Below are 16,553 nucleotides of genomic sequence, written 5' to 3' on the forward strand. Positions count from 1 at the left end.
GATATTTTGCGGTGCGACATAATATAGGATTAAGTCATCGAGGTAGAGCACAGCGCTCCCTTTCAGCTCTCGCACCCCAAACAGTTATGGAGACGTCATGGACGACGGCACTCATCCCACATCCACCATTCGCCCGACCATTCGCAGTGCCAGCGACGAAGCCGCGGCGGGTAACGACGCGCCGAAGGGCGCCGGCATCCGCAGCGCCAGCGAGGAGCACATGGTGAAACCTGCCCGCGAGCTTGGTCAGCAGCCGAGGCCCTGGCCGCCGAGGCTGCCCGGCGCTTCAGGCAACCAGGGCTTTCCGGAATCCGTCCGGACCGCCGGCCAGAGATTTGACCGTGCTCTCAAAGACGGTCTCGACGAGGGTGGCGGTCGGGCCACGGCACTCGGCGGTGCCCTGATGGCAGGCTATGGAACGGCCATTTCAGAAGCGGTCACCTTCATGGGCCAAGCCGCGGAACGCCAGAACGAGCTGTTGAGCAGCATGCTTCAGGCCCGCGGCCCGCAGGACATCATGACGGCGGGACAACGCTACCTGCTCGGCGGATGGCTGGCCTTCTTCGAGGTCAATGTCCGCGTCGTCCAGGCCGCGTCCCGGCTGTCGCAGGACACCGCGCACAGCCCGCCCCAGCCTGGCGCCTGAGGCCGCCGGCGCTCTTCAAAGCCGCATGACAGTATTTCGGGAGGATCTCCGTTGACCAGTTCGGAAAAGGAGACGCAGACGCTTCTCACCGTCGAAGAGCAGGTGGGCGTCCGCAAACGCCGACAGGTCACCGGGACCGTCCGCGCCAGCACCTTCAGCCATGAGCGGGAACAGGCGGTCGAAGCCGACCTGTCGATGGAAACACTGGAGGTCGAGCGGGTTCCCATCGGACGGTTCGTCGATGGCCCGATCCCCGACCGCCAGGACGGCGACACCACCGTCATCTCGGTGATCGAAGAGGTGGCGACGGTGGAGATTCGCCTGAAGCTGGTGGAGGAGGTCCGGATCACCCGCCGCACCGCGAGCCGCAAGATGACCGACACCGTCATGCTGCGCCGTCAGGAGGTCGTCATCGAACAGGATCCGTCTTTGGACACCCCCGTGACCTGAGCGGCCTGACTTACCTCAAGAAATTGAAATACTTTAAATCCTACTGGAGACTATCATGAGCACGATCATCGTTGGACTTTACAAGGAAAGCGGTTCCGCCAAGAAGGCCTTCCAGGCCTTGGTCGCGGCGGGCTGCCAGGAAGCGGACATCGAGACCTTCGGCGGCGCCGATAGCGCCGACAAGGCCGCCCAGGGCCTGCTGGGACACGGTTTCGACAAGGAACTGGCCGAGCAGTACGGTGCAGCCATCCGCCAGGGCCACACCCTGGTTGCGGCCGACATCGCCGACCAGGATGCCGACGCGGCGGAAGCCATCCTCGATGAAAACGGGTCCGTTGACCTGCCCGAGCCCCCTGCGGTGCGGAAGCCGGCCCAGAAGGCGGGCAATGGCGGCAGCGTCGAGCAGGAAATTCTCCAGTCGGTGAAGGAGGAGGTCGAGATCGGCAAGCGCCGGGTCGCCAAAGGCGGATTGAAAGCCGTGTCGGAGATCACGGAAACCCCAATTCAGGAGACCGTAACGCTGCGCGACGAGGCGGTGGGCGTGGAACATCGCAAGGTCGATCGGCCTCTCCGCCCCGACGAGGAGAAGGCTGCGTTCGGCGAGAAGACCGTCGAGCTGACGGCGACCTCCGAAACGCCGGAAATCACCAAGGAGGCCCGCGTGGTCGGCGAGGTCGTGTTGTCCAAGACCGCTTCCGAACAGGAAAAGACCGTGGGAACCGTCGCCCGACGCAGCGATGTCAAGGTGGAGCCTGCCGGAAACAAGCCCGGCAACAAGCGCTGATCTGAAGCGTGCACAACAGACGGGGCGGCCGTTCGGCCGCCTCCCGCCGCAGCGGATATAACCTACGGTGGAGCGATTGAGGATCCTTCGAAATAACTCACAGATTCAATTGTCGTTTATCGATGGATTTCTCTCAATAGAAACGCAAAAGCGATTTCGGAATGTCGAATTTCCACTTATGCATTTCGGGGATATCCCATTGTAGAAATCTTTGCGAACCCCACTTTAATTATTCCAAAGCCACCCCACGCCTGCTCAATTTTGCCGAGGATCGCAAATCCGAGGTGTTTCCTGGCGTGACTCGATCCGGATGGCATGGCTGCCGCCATTGCCGACAAACCGGTCCACATCGGAGACACTTTATGAATTCCCGGACAAGGCTGGCCTTCTTCATTCTTAAAACCCACGCCGGATGGATCGTCCGTGCGGACGGCTTTGTCTATCCGCCCTGCGCCGACCAGATCGATGCGCTCACCAAAGCCATTCGGGAAGCGCAAGCAGCGGAACGTCTCGGCTTCGCCAGCGTCGTGCTGGCGCAATCGGCGGCAGGGGAACCCTGCCATGTCCGCTGGTGCGGTGCCGGCAATGACGGAGCGGCACAGGCGGTTATGGAGCCTCCATATCCGATAATTCCGGCCATGGCTGCCATCCTGACGCCGACATCCGTATCGGAGGAACGTCCATGACCCCCCTTCTCCATTCCATCGAGGGGCGATGCCCCCGTGGCGCCGATGCGTTGCGTGAACAGCTGCGCTGGATGAATGCCGAGCGCCGCTGGCATCCAACTGTCTATGGCGCATCGCCGGACCAGTTTCCCCCCGCCTTTACACCACCGAGCCACGTCAGCCTGCCGCAGGGTGCCACGCTGACCCGCCTTACCAGAGCCTGTGCCGCGGGTGGTGCGGCCGCCATCAAGGAACGGATGATCTCATGAGCCTATCAGCCCATTATACCGTGTCGTGCCGTACAGACGGGTGGTTCGTCGGGCTTGAGGGGGAACGCTACGGCCCCTTCCCCAACGGACAGGTGGGTGCCCTGATCGCCGCTGTACAGGCTGCCAACCACGCTGGCAAGGACGGCCACGATGCCCGCGTGCTGTTGCGTATGGCGGATGGCCGGACCGGCGCCGTCTGGATATTCGGCGTGGACAGCTACCCGTCGCCCTGGGTGGAGGAATTGCATCGGATTGCACAACTGCCGCGGCGCGAACGCGCACGTGCACCGATCCCGTCCATTCTTTCAACAGATCTGCAAGCCATGATTCCGGATTCTGCGGTTGCTGGCCGGGCGTGACCGGGCCGGCCAGGATTTTCCTTGTTTGTTCAGGCACGAATTTCAGAATTTCCCCTTATTAGAAAATAAAAAATCTCTAAATAGTGGGTCGCAATTCCAATATTTTGAGCGCAAGACTGCCAGATTATTTTCGAAAGCCGGAGTCTCTGGTGATGTCTCTTGTTTCCATATCCATGATAGACGCGAACAATCTGTTTCGCCATGGGTTGAAAGCCATGTTCTTGGAGCAGGGCTTTCACATCGCCAAAGAGACCTCGTCTCTCAAGGCGGCGCTCCAGATCGTCCAGGAGGGCGACGCATCACAGGTCATTTTGATCGATCCCGTCGGCATCGGCGACTTCACGGATCTTGTCCGGGCACTGAAGGTGGCCTGTCCGGACACGCATGTGGTGGTGCTTACCAGCACGCTGGACGCGGAAATCATGACGAAGGCCATCCAGGCCGGTGCGGACGGGTTCTTGATGAAGGACATGTCCATGGAGGCGCTGGCGCAGTCGTTGCGGCTTGTCATGATTGGCGAAACGGTCTTCCCCAGCGCCTTGGCCGCACTGCTGATCGGCAGTCGCCTGAACGGCGCCGCCGATCTGGCGGTACCGCACAAAAGTGTTTCCAAGCGCGAGGCGCAGGTCCTGCGCTGCCTGCAGAGTGGCAGCTCCAACAAGACGATCGCCAACCATCTCCGGATCACCGAGGCGACCGTCAAGATCCACCTCAAGAGTTTGCTGCGCAAGATCGACGTCTCGAACCGCACGCAGGCCGCCCTCTGGGGTCGCAACAACGGCTTTGCGGATGCAGAGTGACCTGGCTTTCTCCGACGGCATGATGGGATGGGTGCCTTGCCGGCCATCGACGGACGCGTGAGGCCGGCGACGTGACACTCACCGCAAGGGACTTGACGTCCTCCAGCCCATTGCGAAGCGGTTGACCGCAACCGGACAGATCAGCCGGTTATCCCGTTGGTCCAGGCACAGGTTCTGCCAACCTGTTGTTATAGAAGGTGAGGCTGAGCCGCATATTCGTTGGATTGCGTCGATGCGCAGTCAATATTTTTCCCGTTCCGAGTAGCGTTTCTGTGCAGGATAACACATATATCTTTTGCATAATTCAACGCCGATCAAAAATATTGAAGTTATATTAATTATTGATTGACATATTGCAACTTGCGCACTAGCTTTATGGTTATTGTTCGATGGGCCTGAAACTACCGCGGATTTGTTGGTGCAATTGTTTTAATTTCTTGTCTATTTGAGATCATGCATAAATTCATCAGTGCTCTAATTGTTTAGTATCTGTACGTTAACTCCATGCTCTCCTTCCATGAAACCCGGCGGGGCGAGGCTTGGCTAAAAGTTTCGCTGGCTGGGATCATCGTATTGGGAGGAGGCGATCATGATGTCGGCGGATGAAGGCACGGATCGTCATTGTCAGGACATTCCCCGTATGGATCAGGATGAACAGCAGCGCATACGGCCCGGCCCTTTGGCGATCGTCGGTATCGGTGCCTCGGCAGGTGGCCTCAAAGCCATCACGGCCCTGCTCAGAGCGATACCGGCTGACAGCGGCTTGACCTTTGTGGTGATTCAGCACCGGATTCCGAACAATGAACGATTGCTTGCCGACCTGTTGAAAAATGTGACGGTGCTGTCGGTCCATACGGCTCATGACGGGATTCCGCTGGAGGCCGATCACATCTATATCGCTCCGGCGGGTCGGTTGCCGACCATGGAGGCCGGCCAACTGCGCATCCGAGAATCGCAGCAGTCTGTCGACGCGACCCTGCCCATCGACATCTTCTTCCGCACACTGGCGACCGACCAGCAGGAGAAGGCGATCTGCGTCGTGCTGTCCGGTACCGGCGCCGACGGCACCAATGGACTGCGTTCGATCAAGGAATGCGGTGGACTTGTGGTCGTACAGGATCCGACGACCGCCGACTTCGACGACATGCCGGGCAGCGCCATCGCCACCGGCATGGCCGACTATATCCTGCCGCCGGAGCGCATGCCTGGCGCCATCGTCGATTTCGTTCACCAACCCTATATCGGGCCGGCAACGGTTCAGAAGACTGATGCGCCGGACGGCGCACTGGACGGCATCCTCGATCTGCTGAGTGCACACACCAAGCGCGATCACAAGGCTTACAAGCCGCGGTCGCTGACCCGCCGCATCGAGCGGCGGATGGGGATCCACCATATCGCCGATATGACGGAATACCGGGCCTTTCTGGGCACCCACCCGGCCGAAATCGAACTGCTGTCCCGCGACATCCTGATCAGCGTGACGCGCTTTTTCCGCGATGGTCCGGCGTTCGACATCCTGGCCGGAGAATACATCGTCCCGCTGGTGCGGAACCAGCCGGCGGGCAAGCCGATCCGCGTCTGGGTCCCAGCCTGCGCCACGGGGGAAGAGGCTTACTCCATCGCAATCCTGTTGATGGAGGCCTGCACACGGTGCGGCGTATCCCCCGGCTTCCGGGTCTTCGCAACCGACGTGGACAATCGGGCGCTGACCGTCGCCCGCACCGGTCTGTATCCCGAAACCATCACGGTCGACGTGTCGGTCGAACGGCTCGCCCGCTTCTTCACCAAGGCCGAGGACGGCTACAAGGTCGCCAAGCCATTGCGCGATGTGGTTTCCTTCTCCCAGCACGATCTGCTCAGCGATCCGCCTTTTTCCAAGCTCGACCTGATCAGTTGCCGCAACATGCTGATCTATATCGAGCCGGACGTGCAGAAGGCCATCTTCGCCCTGTTCCATTTCGCCTTGTTGGATAATGGCGGCCTGTTCCTCGGGACAGCGGAGAACCTTGACACGCTCTCCGACCTGTTCGCACCTCTTTCAAAAAAATGGCGCCTCTACCGGAAGATCGGTACGACGCGCAGCAGTGCGATGGCGGTCCCGCTGACGGGCGGACGGTCTGCGGTCCCGGTACCGGCACTGCCAACCCCTTTGCGCGGCACCAGCCCGGCGGACATCATCCGACAGGCCCTGCTGCTTGAATACGCGCCGGCGGCAGTTCTGATCGACGGGCTGCATCGCATCCAGTATCTCTTCGGTCCGACCGGCGATTTCCTCGACCTGCCGACGGGAGAACCGCCCTGGGATCTGACGGCGATGGCACGCGGGGAATTGCGCCTGCAACTCCGCCGCGCCGTCGCACAGGCGCTCGCCGTGCATGGCCGGGTTCAAATCTCCGGAATTCGGCACAAGCGTCACGGTGTTGTGGTGCCGGTGACCGTTCTGGTCATCCCGGTGCGTTTCCCACGGACCGGCAGCGACTTGCTTCTGGTGACATTCACGGCGGACCACGCTGTACCAAGCACGCCGGTCGCCGAGACCGCGCCGCTGCCGATGGAAATTGACGGAGTCGAACAGCTCGAAAACGAACTGCGCATGACCCGTGAGGAGTTGAACGACACCATCGAAGAACTCAGCGCCACCAGCGAGGCGCTGCGGGTCGCCAACGAGGAGATCCTGTCGATCGGGGAGGAGTCCCAGTCGACCACGGAGGAACTGGAGACATCCAAGGAAGAGCTGCAATCCCTCAACGAGGAACTCAGCACGCTGAACTCCCAGCTGCATGAAAAGGTCGACGAGCTGGAGGCGACCACCAACGATCTGGGCAATCTGCTGAGCAGCACCGACATCGCCACGGTCTTCCTGTCGTCAGACCTGCGGATCAAGCGTTTCACGCCGTCGGCGACCCGGCTGTTCGCTCTGCTGCCGCAGGACGCCGGCCGCCTGATCACCGACATCGCCCGACATTTCTCCGATCCTTGCCTGCTCCCCGACATCCGGTCGGTGCTGTCATCCCTGATGCCGTCGGAACGCGAAGTGTCGACGGACGACGATGCGACCTTCCTTCGCCGCATCCAGCCCTACCGGACGCAGCAAGGCCGGGGGGAGGGGGTCGTGATCACCTTCAGCGACGTGACGCCGCTGAAGCGCACCAGCCTGGCCATGGCTCTGCAGGCCCGCCAGTACAAGCTGATCGCCGATCTCGGGCGCAAGGACCTCATCGGAGCGGAGGGCTCGGAGACACTGACGGAAGCGGCCCGTCTGATTGCCGAAGGGCTGGGTGCGGACGGCGTCGCCATCCTCGGTCCCAGCGAGGATCCATCGGGCCGGCGCACCGGGGACGCTGACGATCTGGTCCTGCTCGGCAGTGCCGGCCTCTCCGTTCCACAGGAGCCTGCCGTCCAGATCCCCAGCGACATGTCGACACTGGTCGGACGGGTGTTCCGGTCCCGGCAGCCGTCGATCGTCGAGGATTTCGCCACCGATCAACGTGTCCGCTCCTCCATGGCGCTGTCGGGCAGCAACTTCGTCAGCGGTCTGTCGGTTCCCTTCGGCGCCGCCGCACGCGGACCATCCATTCTCGCGGTTCTGAGCCGCAAGGCCGGACGGTTCAACGATGCCGACCTGGAATTCGTCCAGGCCATCGCCAGCGTGCTGGGGCTGGTCATCGAACGGGCGGGGGTGCTGCGCACGGCGCGGGCTGAGCGCGATTTCGCCCAGGCCATCGTCGACACGGTCCGCGAACCGCTGCTGGTGCTGGACGAGATGCTGCGGGTGGTCGGCGCGAGTGCGGCCTTTCACCAATCCTTCGCCACCACGCCGGACGGCGTGCTCGGCATTCAACTGGCCGAGACGGCCGGCGGTCTGCTGGCCGATCCCGAACTGCGCCGGGCACTGGAACGGATCGTACCCGATGGCACGGTCATCGATGCGCTGGAACTGACCATCGGTCAGGGTGTCGGCGACCAAGGCGCCGAGGGACGCCGCACCCTGCTGCTGAACGCCCGCCGGCTCAATCAGGCGGGAGGGCTGATCCTGTTGGCGATGGAAGACGTCACAGAGCAGGTGCGCGTGCGAGAAGCCCTCGCCGCCGCCAAGGCTGCCGCCGAACTGGCAAGCGCCAGCAAAACCCGATTTCTTGCCGCTGCCAGCCACGACCTGCGTCAACCGGTCCAGGCCCTGCTGATGTTCCATCATCTGGTGGCGATGCAACCGCAGGGCGAGGCGGCGGCAAAGCTGCTGGTCAGCATGGGCAACGCACTGGGCGCCATGACCGCCATGCTCGACGACATCCTGGATGTGTCGCGCCTCGACGCCGGCATCATCCATGTGACGCTCCGGTCATGTCCGGTCCAGACGGTGATCGATTCGCTGTGCGCCGAGTTATCGCCGTTGGCCGAGGCTGCCGAACTGACATTGCACAGCGTTCGGACCAGCCTGTCGGTGCGGAGCGATCCCAAGCTGCTGGAGCGCATCCTGCGGAACTTCATTGCCAACGCGATCAAATACACCGACCAGGGTCGTATCCTGGTGGGTTGCCGCCGTGCCGGGCCGAACCTGCGCATCCAGGTTTGGGACACCGGACGCGGCATTCCGCCGAACCAGTTGGCGTCGATCTTCGAGGAGTTCCATCAGGTCGACAATCCGGAGCGTGACCGGCGGCAGGGGCTGGGGCTGGGACTCTCCATCGTGGATCGCCTCGCCGCGCTGCTCCATCACCCGATACGGGTCAAATCGGCGCCAGGGCGGGGATCGGTGTTCGAAATCCTGGTTCCGTTGGCCAGTCCGGACGATTCCCTTCCGAAGGACGAGGAGATAGCCGTATCCGACGGCGGCAACGGCGAGCGGGTGGTGGTGATCGACGACGATCCGACCGTTCTCGACGGGGTCGCCGCCTTCCTCCATGAATTGGGCTACGATGTGGTGGCTGCATCCGATGGCGACACGGCGGTGGAGCGGTTGGGGAACGGGGTACCGGATTTGGTCATCGCCGATTTCCGGCTGAAGGGCACAGAAACCGGATCGGCGGCAATCCGCCGGCTGGAGCGGCATTTCGCCGCCCGGCTGCCCGGAATCCTTCTGACCGGAGACACCTCGCCCGCGCGCATCCGGGAGGCGAGCGCCAGCGGCTTCCTGTTGCTGCACAAGCCACTGAGCCCGGAGCCTTTGCTGACTGCCATACGACACGCCCTGACGGACCGGTCCGTGGAGTCGGGAACCGCTTGATGATCCTCTACCCGGATCCTCTGCCAAGGCTGGTCAAGCAACTCAGGGTTCCACCTCATCCGTCCAGATCTGGAACCCTGCCAACTGAACACCTCGATAAACCACCTCTGCACGCGCGTTGAGGGCAGCGAAAGACCCGCGCTCGTGGAAAAGAAGCGTTCTTTGGAGACTGAAATCCCGATTTAGCCCAAAAAATGGCGGAAATATGCGGCGCTATCGGTGATATACGTGCGTAGTTCGCTTCTCAAGCCAGATCAGACGTCGGAAATTGTACGCGAGGTTGGCGATCCAGAACTCCACCATTGCGCGAGCGAGGCCGATGGTGCAGCCCCGGTGTCGGCCGCCCCTTCGGCTTTTCGGAAATGCACCGTGCTGCGGCGTCCCGCCTCCGCGATAGCCGCTTTGTTGGCTTCTGAACGGTAGGCGCTGTCCGCCCACACCCGGCTGTCGATGTTGATGTGCGACTTGTAGCCTACGAGCCGGCGCAGGACGTCCCTGGACACGCTGAGCGCCGGTCCCTCGATGACTGGCTGGCTGCCGCCCGCCGGAACGTCGCTGGAAGGCTTCGCGTCCGGGCTTCGGAGGACTTGGCGGCCGTACGGGCGCAGCATAATCGACTGAGCTGACCTGAATATCGGGGACAGCTCAGCGGTCGTCTTCAAAATTTATAGGCGATGCATCGCTCGACTGACGGCATTAAACATCTACCGGCGGCAGAGTCAATTCTCGGTGGCTTCGCGCCCCCGCAACCACCATTACCGAACGGACCTGATCGCAAAGGCCGGCCGCTCCCGCAGCGCCGGCCTTCGCTGCATTTGGGCTCAGTCCGAGGCTGAGCAACGCCACCACAAGTCGCCCTCCAACTCGAGCGCGTCGTCGCGGGCATCGGGAGTGCTGAAACGACCGTCACCCGCTCGATCAGCAGGCGCAGCCGGTCATGCGCTTCGATCCAGCCAGTGGTCCGGGTTCTCCAGTGTCGCCGCCAGCTCGGCGATCCGCTCCCGATAGAGGGCCGCCAAATTGTCGGGCAGGGGTGCCGGTGGCGGGGGAGGGGAGGCCAGTGCTGCTTCCAACGACCCGACCTTCGCCTCCAACTCGACCATCAACCGGTGCAGGCGATCGGTCAAGCTGACCATCATGCGGGGGGTGGAGCACCCTCACACAAGGGCATCAACAACCTAGCCGAAAACCGCATCAGCCAACCCGACGACGCGAGCGGCAGATGAGGCGCGTCAAATCGCACCGACAGGTACAGCGCTTTCTGTCTATCTATGACCCGATCGCCAACCTCTTTCACCTCCGCCACACCAACCGTCCCGTCTCCGACAGTCGCGCAGCCCGCGCCCAAGCCTCCACTGCCTGGGTTGAGGGTGCCGGTGCGCCGCTAACCGCCTGAGGCACCGGTCTCTGGCTATCCGTGGCGAACGGCGCCAGCCAGCATGGTCGGTGCCAACGAGGTGACGGTGCCGGAAGCCCTACTGCCAGCCTCCGCCCAGGACCTTGTAGAGGGTGACGAGATTCTCCAGCCTCGCGGCCTTCAGCGAGATCAGCGTCTGTTGTGCCGAATAGAGCGAGCGCTGCGCATCCAGGGTCGTCAGGTAATTGTCGGCGCCGCTGCGGAACCGCATCTCCGACAGCTGGTAGGAACGGGCGTAGGCATCGACGAGGGACTGCTGCGCCGCGATCTGGTCGTCATAGGTGCTGCGGGCGGCCAGCGAGTCTGCCACCTCGCGGAAGGCGGTCTGCACCGTCTTCTCGTAGGTCGCCACCTGGATGTCCTTCCTGGCCTTGGCAAGGTCGAGGTTCGCCTCGTTCACGCCGGCCGAGAAGATCGGGATGCTGAGCGACGGGGCGAAGCTCCAGTTGGAGGAGCCGGCGCCGAACAGCGACTGGATGCCGGAGGAGGCGGTGCCGGCCTTGGCGGTCAGCGTCAGCGACGGGAAGAAGGCGGCGCGGGCCGCCCCGATGTCAGCGTTGGCCGCCCGCAGATTGTGCTCGGCCGCCATCACGTCCGGGCGGCGCAGCAGGACGCTGGAGGGAAGGCCCGCCGGCAGGTCGGTCAGCACCGGCTGGGCATCCAGCGATGCGCCGGAGGCGATCTCCGGCGGCAGGGGCTGGCCCAGCAGCAGGGCCAGCGCATTCTCGTCCTGCGCCACCTGCCGGGTGTAGAGCGCGAGATTGGCCCGCGCGCTGTCCACCGAGGTCTGCGCCTGCCGCAGGGTCAGTTCGGTGGCGTTGCCCGCATCGAAGCTCTTGCGCGTCAGCTGATAGGAGGCGTTCTGACTGTCCAGCGTCTGCCGGGTCAGCTCCAGCAGCGAACGGTCGGCGAGCAGGGTCAGATAGCCGGTCGCCACCTGCGCCACCAGCGAGATCTGGGTGCTGCGCCGCGTCTCGTCATAGCCGAGATACTGCTCGAACGCCTGTTCGGTCAGCGCGCGCACGCGGCCGAACAGATCCAGTTCGTAAGAGGTGAAGCCGATCCCGGCGCTGTAGGAGCGCGATTCCACCCCCGCCGTCTTGCCCAGCGCCGAGCCGGCGGATGTCGTCGCGGCCGGCACGCGCGACCAACTGGCGGACCCGCTGCCGGAGATCGTCGGGAACAGGTCGCCGCGCTGGGCGCGGTAATCGGCCTCCGCCGACTGGACGTTGAGCATGGCGACACGCAGGTCGCGGTTGTTCGCCAGCGCGGTCTCGATCAGCTTTTGCAGCTTGGGATCGCGCATCACCTCGCGCCAGCCGATGGCGTCGGCGGAGCGCGCCGGATCGGCGCCCGCGGGCGCCGTGGCGGATACGGATGTGGCGGGCGGGGTCCGGTAGGCCGGCCCGTCCGGCCAGGCGGCCGGAACCGGCGGGTCGGGCAGGGCGAAGTCGGGCACCAGCGAACAGCCGGCCAGCAGCAGCGCGGCGGCGATGGGAGCGGCGAGAGGGGCGGCGAAGGGAATCAATCTGTGGGTCATGGTCTTGTCACCGCTGCTCAACGATGGCCGTCGGCCAGCGCGTCGGGGCCTATTGAAGGGGATGCCGCCGCTTCGGCGGACTGCGCCAGCCGGGACGGCTTCACGCGGAACAGCTTCAGCACGACGACGAAGAAGATCGGAACGAAGATCAGGGCCAGCAGCGTGGCGGCCACCGTGCCGCCGACCACCGCCGTGCCGATGGCGTTCTGCCCGCCCGAGCCGGCCCCGCTGGCGATGGCGAGGGGCACCACGCCCAGCGTGAAGGCCAGCGAGGTCATCAGGATCGGCCGCAGCCGCTGGCCCGCGGCGCCGATGGCCGCCTCCACCAGCGTCTGGCCCCGGTCGAAGCTTTCCTTGGCGAACTCGACGATCAGAATGGCGTTCTTGGCCGACAGGCCGATGGTGGTCAACAGGCCGACCTGGAAATAGACGTCGTTCGACAAGCCGCGGCCCCAGGTTGCCATCACCGCGCCGAAGACGCCGAGCGGCACCACCAGCAGCACCGCCGCCGGGATCGACCAGCTCTCGTACAGCGCCGCCAGGCAGAGGAACACGACCAGCAGCGACAGCGCATAGAGCGCCGGGGCCTGCGCGCCCGATTGCCGTTCCTCGTACGAGGTGCCGGTCCAGTCGAAGCCGATGCCGGGCGGCAGCTGCGAGGCGAGCCGTGCCATTTCCGCCATGGCGGTACCGCTGCTCTGGCCGGGGGCGGCCTGACCCAGGATCTCCATCGACGCGCTGCCGTTGTAGCGTTCCAGCTTGGGCGCGCCATAGGTCCATTCGGCATGGGCGAAGGCCGACAGCGGGATCATCGAGCCGCTGGAGTTGCGGATGAACCAGCGCGCCAGGTCGCCCGGATCGGAGCGGGAGTCGGCGTTGCCCTGCATGTAGACGCGCTTGATGCGGCCGCGATCGAGGAAGTCGTTGACGTAGCTCTGTCCCCAGGCCGACGAGATGGTGCTGGTCACGTCGCCCACCGACAGCCCCAGGGCCTTGGCATGCGGCCAGTCGATGACCAGACGGTATTGCGCCTCGTCATTCAGCCCGTTGGGGCGGACGGCCATCAGCAGCGGGCTCTGCGCCGCCATTCCCAGCAGCTGGTTGCGCGCGGCAATCAGTTCCTCGTGCGTCACGCCGCTGCGCGCTAGGAGTTCGAAATCGAAGCCGGTGGCGTTGCCCAGCTCGCTGATGGCGGGCGGGGCGAAGCCGAAGATCATGGCGTCCTTGTAGCCGGCGAAGCGCCCCATGACCCGGCCCGCCAGGGATTGGACCTTGCTCGCCGCGCCCGGACGGACGGACCAGTCCTTCAGGCTGACGAAGGCGATGCCAGAATTCTGGCCGCGGCCGCTGAAGTTGAAGCCCGACACGGTGAAGACCGACCGCACCAGGGCGCCTTCGTCCTTGAGAAGATAGTCGCGCACCTGGCCCAGCGCCTGTTCGGTCCGCTCCAGCGTGGCGCCGGGTGGGGTTGTGACCTGGATGAACATCACGCCCTGATCCTCGTCCGGCAGGAAGGAGGTCGGGATGCGCAGGAACACCACCGCCAACCCGGCGACGATCAGGCCATAGACCAGCAGGAAGCGCAGGGGCCGCTTCAGCACGCCGCCCAGCCCGCGCACATAGGCCCGGTTGCCGCGGTCGAAGTTGCGGTTGAACCAGCCGGAGAAGCCGCGCGAGGTCTTGGTATGGTCGGGCTGCTTCAGCAGCGTGGCGCAGAGCGCCGGGGTGAAGACGATGGCGACGCCGACCGACAGCAGCATCGAGGTGGCGATGGTGATGGAGAACTGGCGGTAGATCACGCCGGTCGAACCGCCGAAGAAGGCCATCGGCAGGAAGACGGCGGCCAGCACCATGGCGACGCCGACCAGCGCGCCGGTGATCTGGTCCATCGACTTGCGCGTCGCCTCCAGCGGCGACAGATGCTCCTCCTCCATCACGCGCTCGACATTCTCGACGACGACGATGGCGTCGTCGACCAGCAGGCCGATGGCCAGGACCATGCCGAACATGGTCAGCGTGTTGATGGAATAGCCGAAGGCCGCCAGCACGGCGAAGGTGCCGAGCAGCACGACGGGAACCGCGATGGTCGGGATCAGCGTCGCCCGGATGTTCTGCAGGAACAGCAGCATCACCAGGAAGACCAGCACGATGGCTTCGACCAGCGTCTTCACCACCTCTTCGATCGACAGCTGGACGAAGGGCGTGGTGTCGTAGGGATAGGTCACCTCGACGCCGGTCGGGAAGGACGGGCGCAGCGATTCGATGGTCTGGCGCACCGCGGTGGCGGTGTTCAGCGCGTTGGCGCCGCTGGCCAGCTTGACCGCGATGCCCGCCGCCGGCATGCCGTTGTAGCGGGTGTTCATCGTATAGTTTTCGCCGCCCAGCTCGATCGTCGCGACGTCGCGCAACAGAACCTGGGAGCCGTCGGACTGCACCTTCAGCAGGATCTTGCCGAACTGCCCCGGCGTTTGCAGATAGGACGGGCCGATGACGGTGGCGTTCAGCTGCTGCCCCGGCCGGGACGGCAGGGCGCCGAGTTCGCCCGAGGCGATCTGGACGTTCTGGGCCGTGATGGCGCTCTGCACGTCGGACGGCATCAGGGCGTATTTGTTGAGCTTGTCGGGATCGAGCCAGATGCGCATCGCATACTGGGCGCCGAACAGCTGATAATCGCCGACGCCGGCGGTGCGGCTCAGCGGATCCTGGATGGAGGAGGCGACGAAATCGGACAGGTCGTTCGACGACAGGCTGCCGTCGGTCGAATAGAACCCAACGACCATCAGGAAATTCTTGGTCGCCTTGGCGACGCGGATGCCCTGGTTGCGCACCGTTTCCGGCAGGCGGGATTCGGCCAGCGTCACCTTGTTCTGGACCTGCACCTGGGCGGTGTCGGGGTTGGTGCCCTGGGCGAAATACAGGGTAACGGTGATGCTGCCGTCCTTGTTCGATTCCGACGAGAAGTAGAGCAGGTTGTCGAGGCCGCTCAGCTGCTGCTCGATCGGCTGGACGACGGTGTTCTGCACGGTCTCGGCCGACGCGCCGGGATAGCTGGCGGAGACCGAGATGGCGGGCGGCGCCACCGACGGGTATTGCGCTACCGGCAGCGTCCGCAGGGCGAGAAGGCCGGCTAGCATGATGACGATGGCCAGCACCCAGGCGAAGACCGGCCGGTCGATGAAGAAACGGGCCATGGGCGGTCTCCTAACGGGCCGGCTGGGTGGAGGAGGGCAGCGCCGCCACCGCACGCTGGTCGAACTGCTCCTCGGTAAGGTCGGTCGCTGCCAGCTTCATGCCGGGGCGAATCTTCTGGAGCCCCTCGACCACCACGCGGTCGCCGTCGGACAGGCCGTCGGTGACCACCCATTTGCTGCCCTGGGTGCGGTCGGCCGTCACCGGCCGCGCCTCCGCGCTGCCGTCGGCCCTGATCACCTGGACGATGGCCTGCCCACGGGAATCCCGGGCGACCGCCTGCTGCGGGACCAGGAAGGCCTTGGGGTCGATGGCTTGCCGCAGCTTTTCCCGCACATACATGCCGGGCATCAGCAGCCCGTCCGGGTTGGGGAAGACAGCGCGCAGGGTGACCGAGCTGGTGGTCTGGTCGACGGTCACCTCGGAGAATTGCAGAGTGCCGGGCTGGTCGTACTCGCGCCCATCCTCCAGCACCAGCCGGACCTCGGCCTGACCGGCGGCACCCTGGATGCGGCCCGCCGCCAGATCGCGCCGCAGGCCGAGCAGGGCGGAGCTTGGCTGGGTCACGTCGACATAGATGGGATCGAGCTGCGTCACGGTGACCATCGAGGTGGTCTGGCCGGCGGTGACCAGCGCGCCGGGGGTGACCGACGAGCGGCCGGTGCGGCCGGAGATGGGCGAGCGCACCTTGGTGTATTCCAGATTGATGCGCGCGGTTTCGACATTCGCCTTCGCCGCGGCGACATCGGCCTGTCCCTGGCGCAGCGTGGCGACCGCGGTGTCCAGATCCTGCTGGCTGACCGCCTTTTCCTTTGCCAGCGGCTGGTAGCGGTTGACGGTCAGCTGCGCCGACGCGGTCGCTGCCTCCGACTTCTGCTGGGCGGCGATGGCGCTGTTGAGCGCCGCCTGATAGCTGGCCGGATCGATCTGGTAGAGCGGCTGTCCAGCCGTCACCGGCTGCCCTTCGGTGAACAGCCGGTCGCGGATCACGCCGCCGACCTGCGGCCGCACCTCGGCGGTCTGGAAGGCGGTGACCCGGCCGGGCAACTCTGTCACCACCGGAACCGGATGGGGGTGCAGGACCACCGTGGTCACTCCCGGCGGCGGTGCCGACGGGGCACCCTGGGCTGAACCGCCGGCCTGATGGGCGGTTTCCTGGCAGGCGGAAAGAAGCAGAAGCAATGCGCCGACGCCAAGCACCGGCAACCGT

The 16,553-nt window shown here is 64.4% G+C and carries 12 protein-coding genes; 8 read left to right on the forward strand and 4 right to left on the reverse strand.

What is annotated here, in order from left to right:
• Positions 1–97: 97 nt before the first annotated feature.
• The 8 genes from E6C72_RS20220 (at position 98) to E6C72_RS20255 (ending at position 9,197) form a co-directional block, all read left to right on the forward strand.
• On the forward strand, positions 98–646 hold the full coding sequence (locus tag E6C72_RS20220; protein ID WP_109443537.1) for a hypothetical protein: 549 nt from the start codon (positions 98–100) through the stop codon (positions 644–646).
• 51 nt (positions 647–697) lie between these two features.
• Positions 698–1,096: a YsnF/AvaK domain-containing protein gene (locus E6C72_RS20225; RefSeq protein WP_109443536.1), complete on the forward strand. Its 399-nt coding sequence runs from the start codon at positions 698–700 to the stop codon at positions 1,094–1,096.
• Positions 1,097–1,151: 55 nt separating this feature from the next.
• Complete coding sequence (locus E6C72_RS20230; protein WP_109443535.1) at positions 1,152–1,880, forward strand: YsnF/AvaK domain-containing protein; 729 nt, start codon at positions 1,152–1,154, stop codon at positions 1,878–1,880.
• A 362-nt stretch (positions 1,881–2,242) separates the two neighbouring features.
• Complete coding sequence (locus tag E6C72_RS31830) at positions 2,243–2,566, forward strand: hypothetical protein (protein ID WP_169055248.1); 324 nt, start codon at positions 2,243–2,245, stop codon at positions 2,564–2,566.
• Positions 2,563–2,814 carry a hypothetical protein gene (locus E6C72_RS20240; RefSeq protein WP_109443533.1) on the forward strand — a complete coding sequence of 84 codons (252 nt, stop codon included), beginning with the start codon at positions 2,563–2,565 and terminating at the stop codon, positions 2,812–2,814. The genes E6C72_RS31830 and E6C72_RS20240 overlap by 4 nt, the downstream gene beginning before the upstream one ends.
• Positions 2,811–3,173 carry a hypothetical protein gene (locus E6C72_RS20245; RefSeq protein WP_109443532.1) on the forward strand — a complete coding sequence of 121 codons (363 nt, stop codon included), beginning with the start codon at positions 2,811–2,813 and terminating at the stop codon, positions 3,171–3,173. The genes E6C72_RS20240 and E6C72_RS20245 overlap by 4 nt, the downstream gene beginning before the upstream one ends.
• A gap of 152 nt (positions 3,174–3,325) precedes the next feature.
• Positions 3,326–3,973: a response regulator transcription factor gene (locus E6C72_RS20250; RefSeq protein ID WP_247875999.1), complete on the forward strand. Its 648-nt coding sequence runs from the start codon at positions 3,326–3,328 to the stop codon at positions 3,971–3,973.
• Positions 3,974–4,613: 640 nt separating this feature from the next.
• A complete protein-coding gene (locus E6C72_RS20255; RefSeq protein WP_247882152.1) occupies positions 4,614–9,197 on the forward strand; it encodes a chemotaxis protein CheB in 4,584 nt (1,527 codons plus the stop codon).
• A gap of 935 nt (positions 9,198–10,132) precedes the next feature.
• On the opposite strand, the gene E6C72_RS31835 is transcribed toward E6C72_RS20255, so the two are convergent.
• The 4 genes from E6C72_RS31835 to E6C72_RS20275 all read right to left on the reverse strand — a co-directional run bounded on the left by E6C72_RS31835 (position 10,133) and on the right by E6C72_RS20275 (position 16,543).
• Complete coding sequence (locus tag E6C72_RS31835) at positions 10,133–10,324, reverse strand: hypothetical protein (RefSeq protein ID WP_158280222.1); 192 nt, start codon at positions 10,322–10,324, stop codon at positions 10,133–10,135.
• 348 nt (positions 10,325–10,672) lie between these two features.
• Positions 10,673–12,154 carry an efflux transporter outer membrane subunit gene (locus E6C72_RS20265; RefSeq protein ID WP_109443542.1) on the reverse strand — a complete coding sequence of 494 codons (1,482 nt, stop codon included), beginning with the start codon at positions 12,152–12,154 and terminating at the stop codon, positions 10,673–10,675.
• Between the two features lie 17 nt (positions 12,155–12,171).
• The gene (locus E6C72_RS20270; protein WP_109443529.1) at positions 12,172–15,345 is read right to left on the reverse strand and encodes an efflux RND transporter permease subunit; all 3,174 of its coding nucleotides are present in this window, start codon (positions 15,343–15,345) and stop codon (positions 12,172–12,174) included.
• A 10-nt stretch (positions 15,346–15,355) separates the two neighbouring features.
• Positions 15,356–16,543, reverse strand: a complete 1,188-nt coding sequence (locus E6C72_RS20275) for an efflux RND transporter periplasmic adaptor subunit (RefSeq protein WP_247875998.1) — start codon at positions 16,541–16,543, stop codon at positions 15,356–15,358.
• Between the last annotated feature and the right edge of the window lie 10 nt (positions 16,544–16,553).

The sequence above is a fragment of the Azospirillum sp. TSH100 genome (assembly GCF_004923295.1).
Lineage (GTDB): Bacteria > Pseudomonadota > Alphaproteobacteria > Azospirillales > Azospirillaceae > Azospirillum.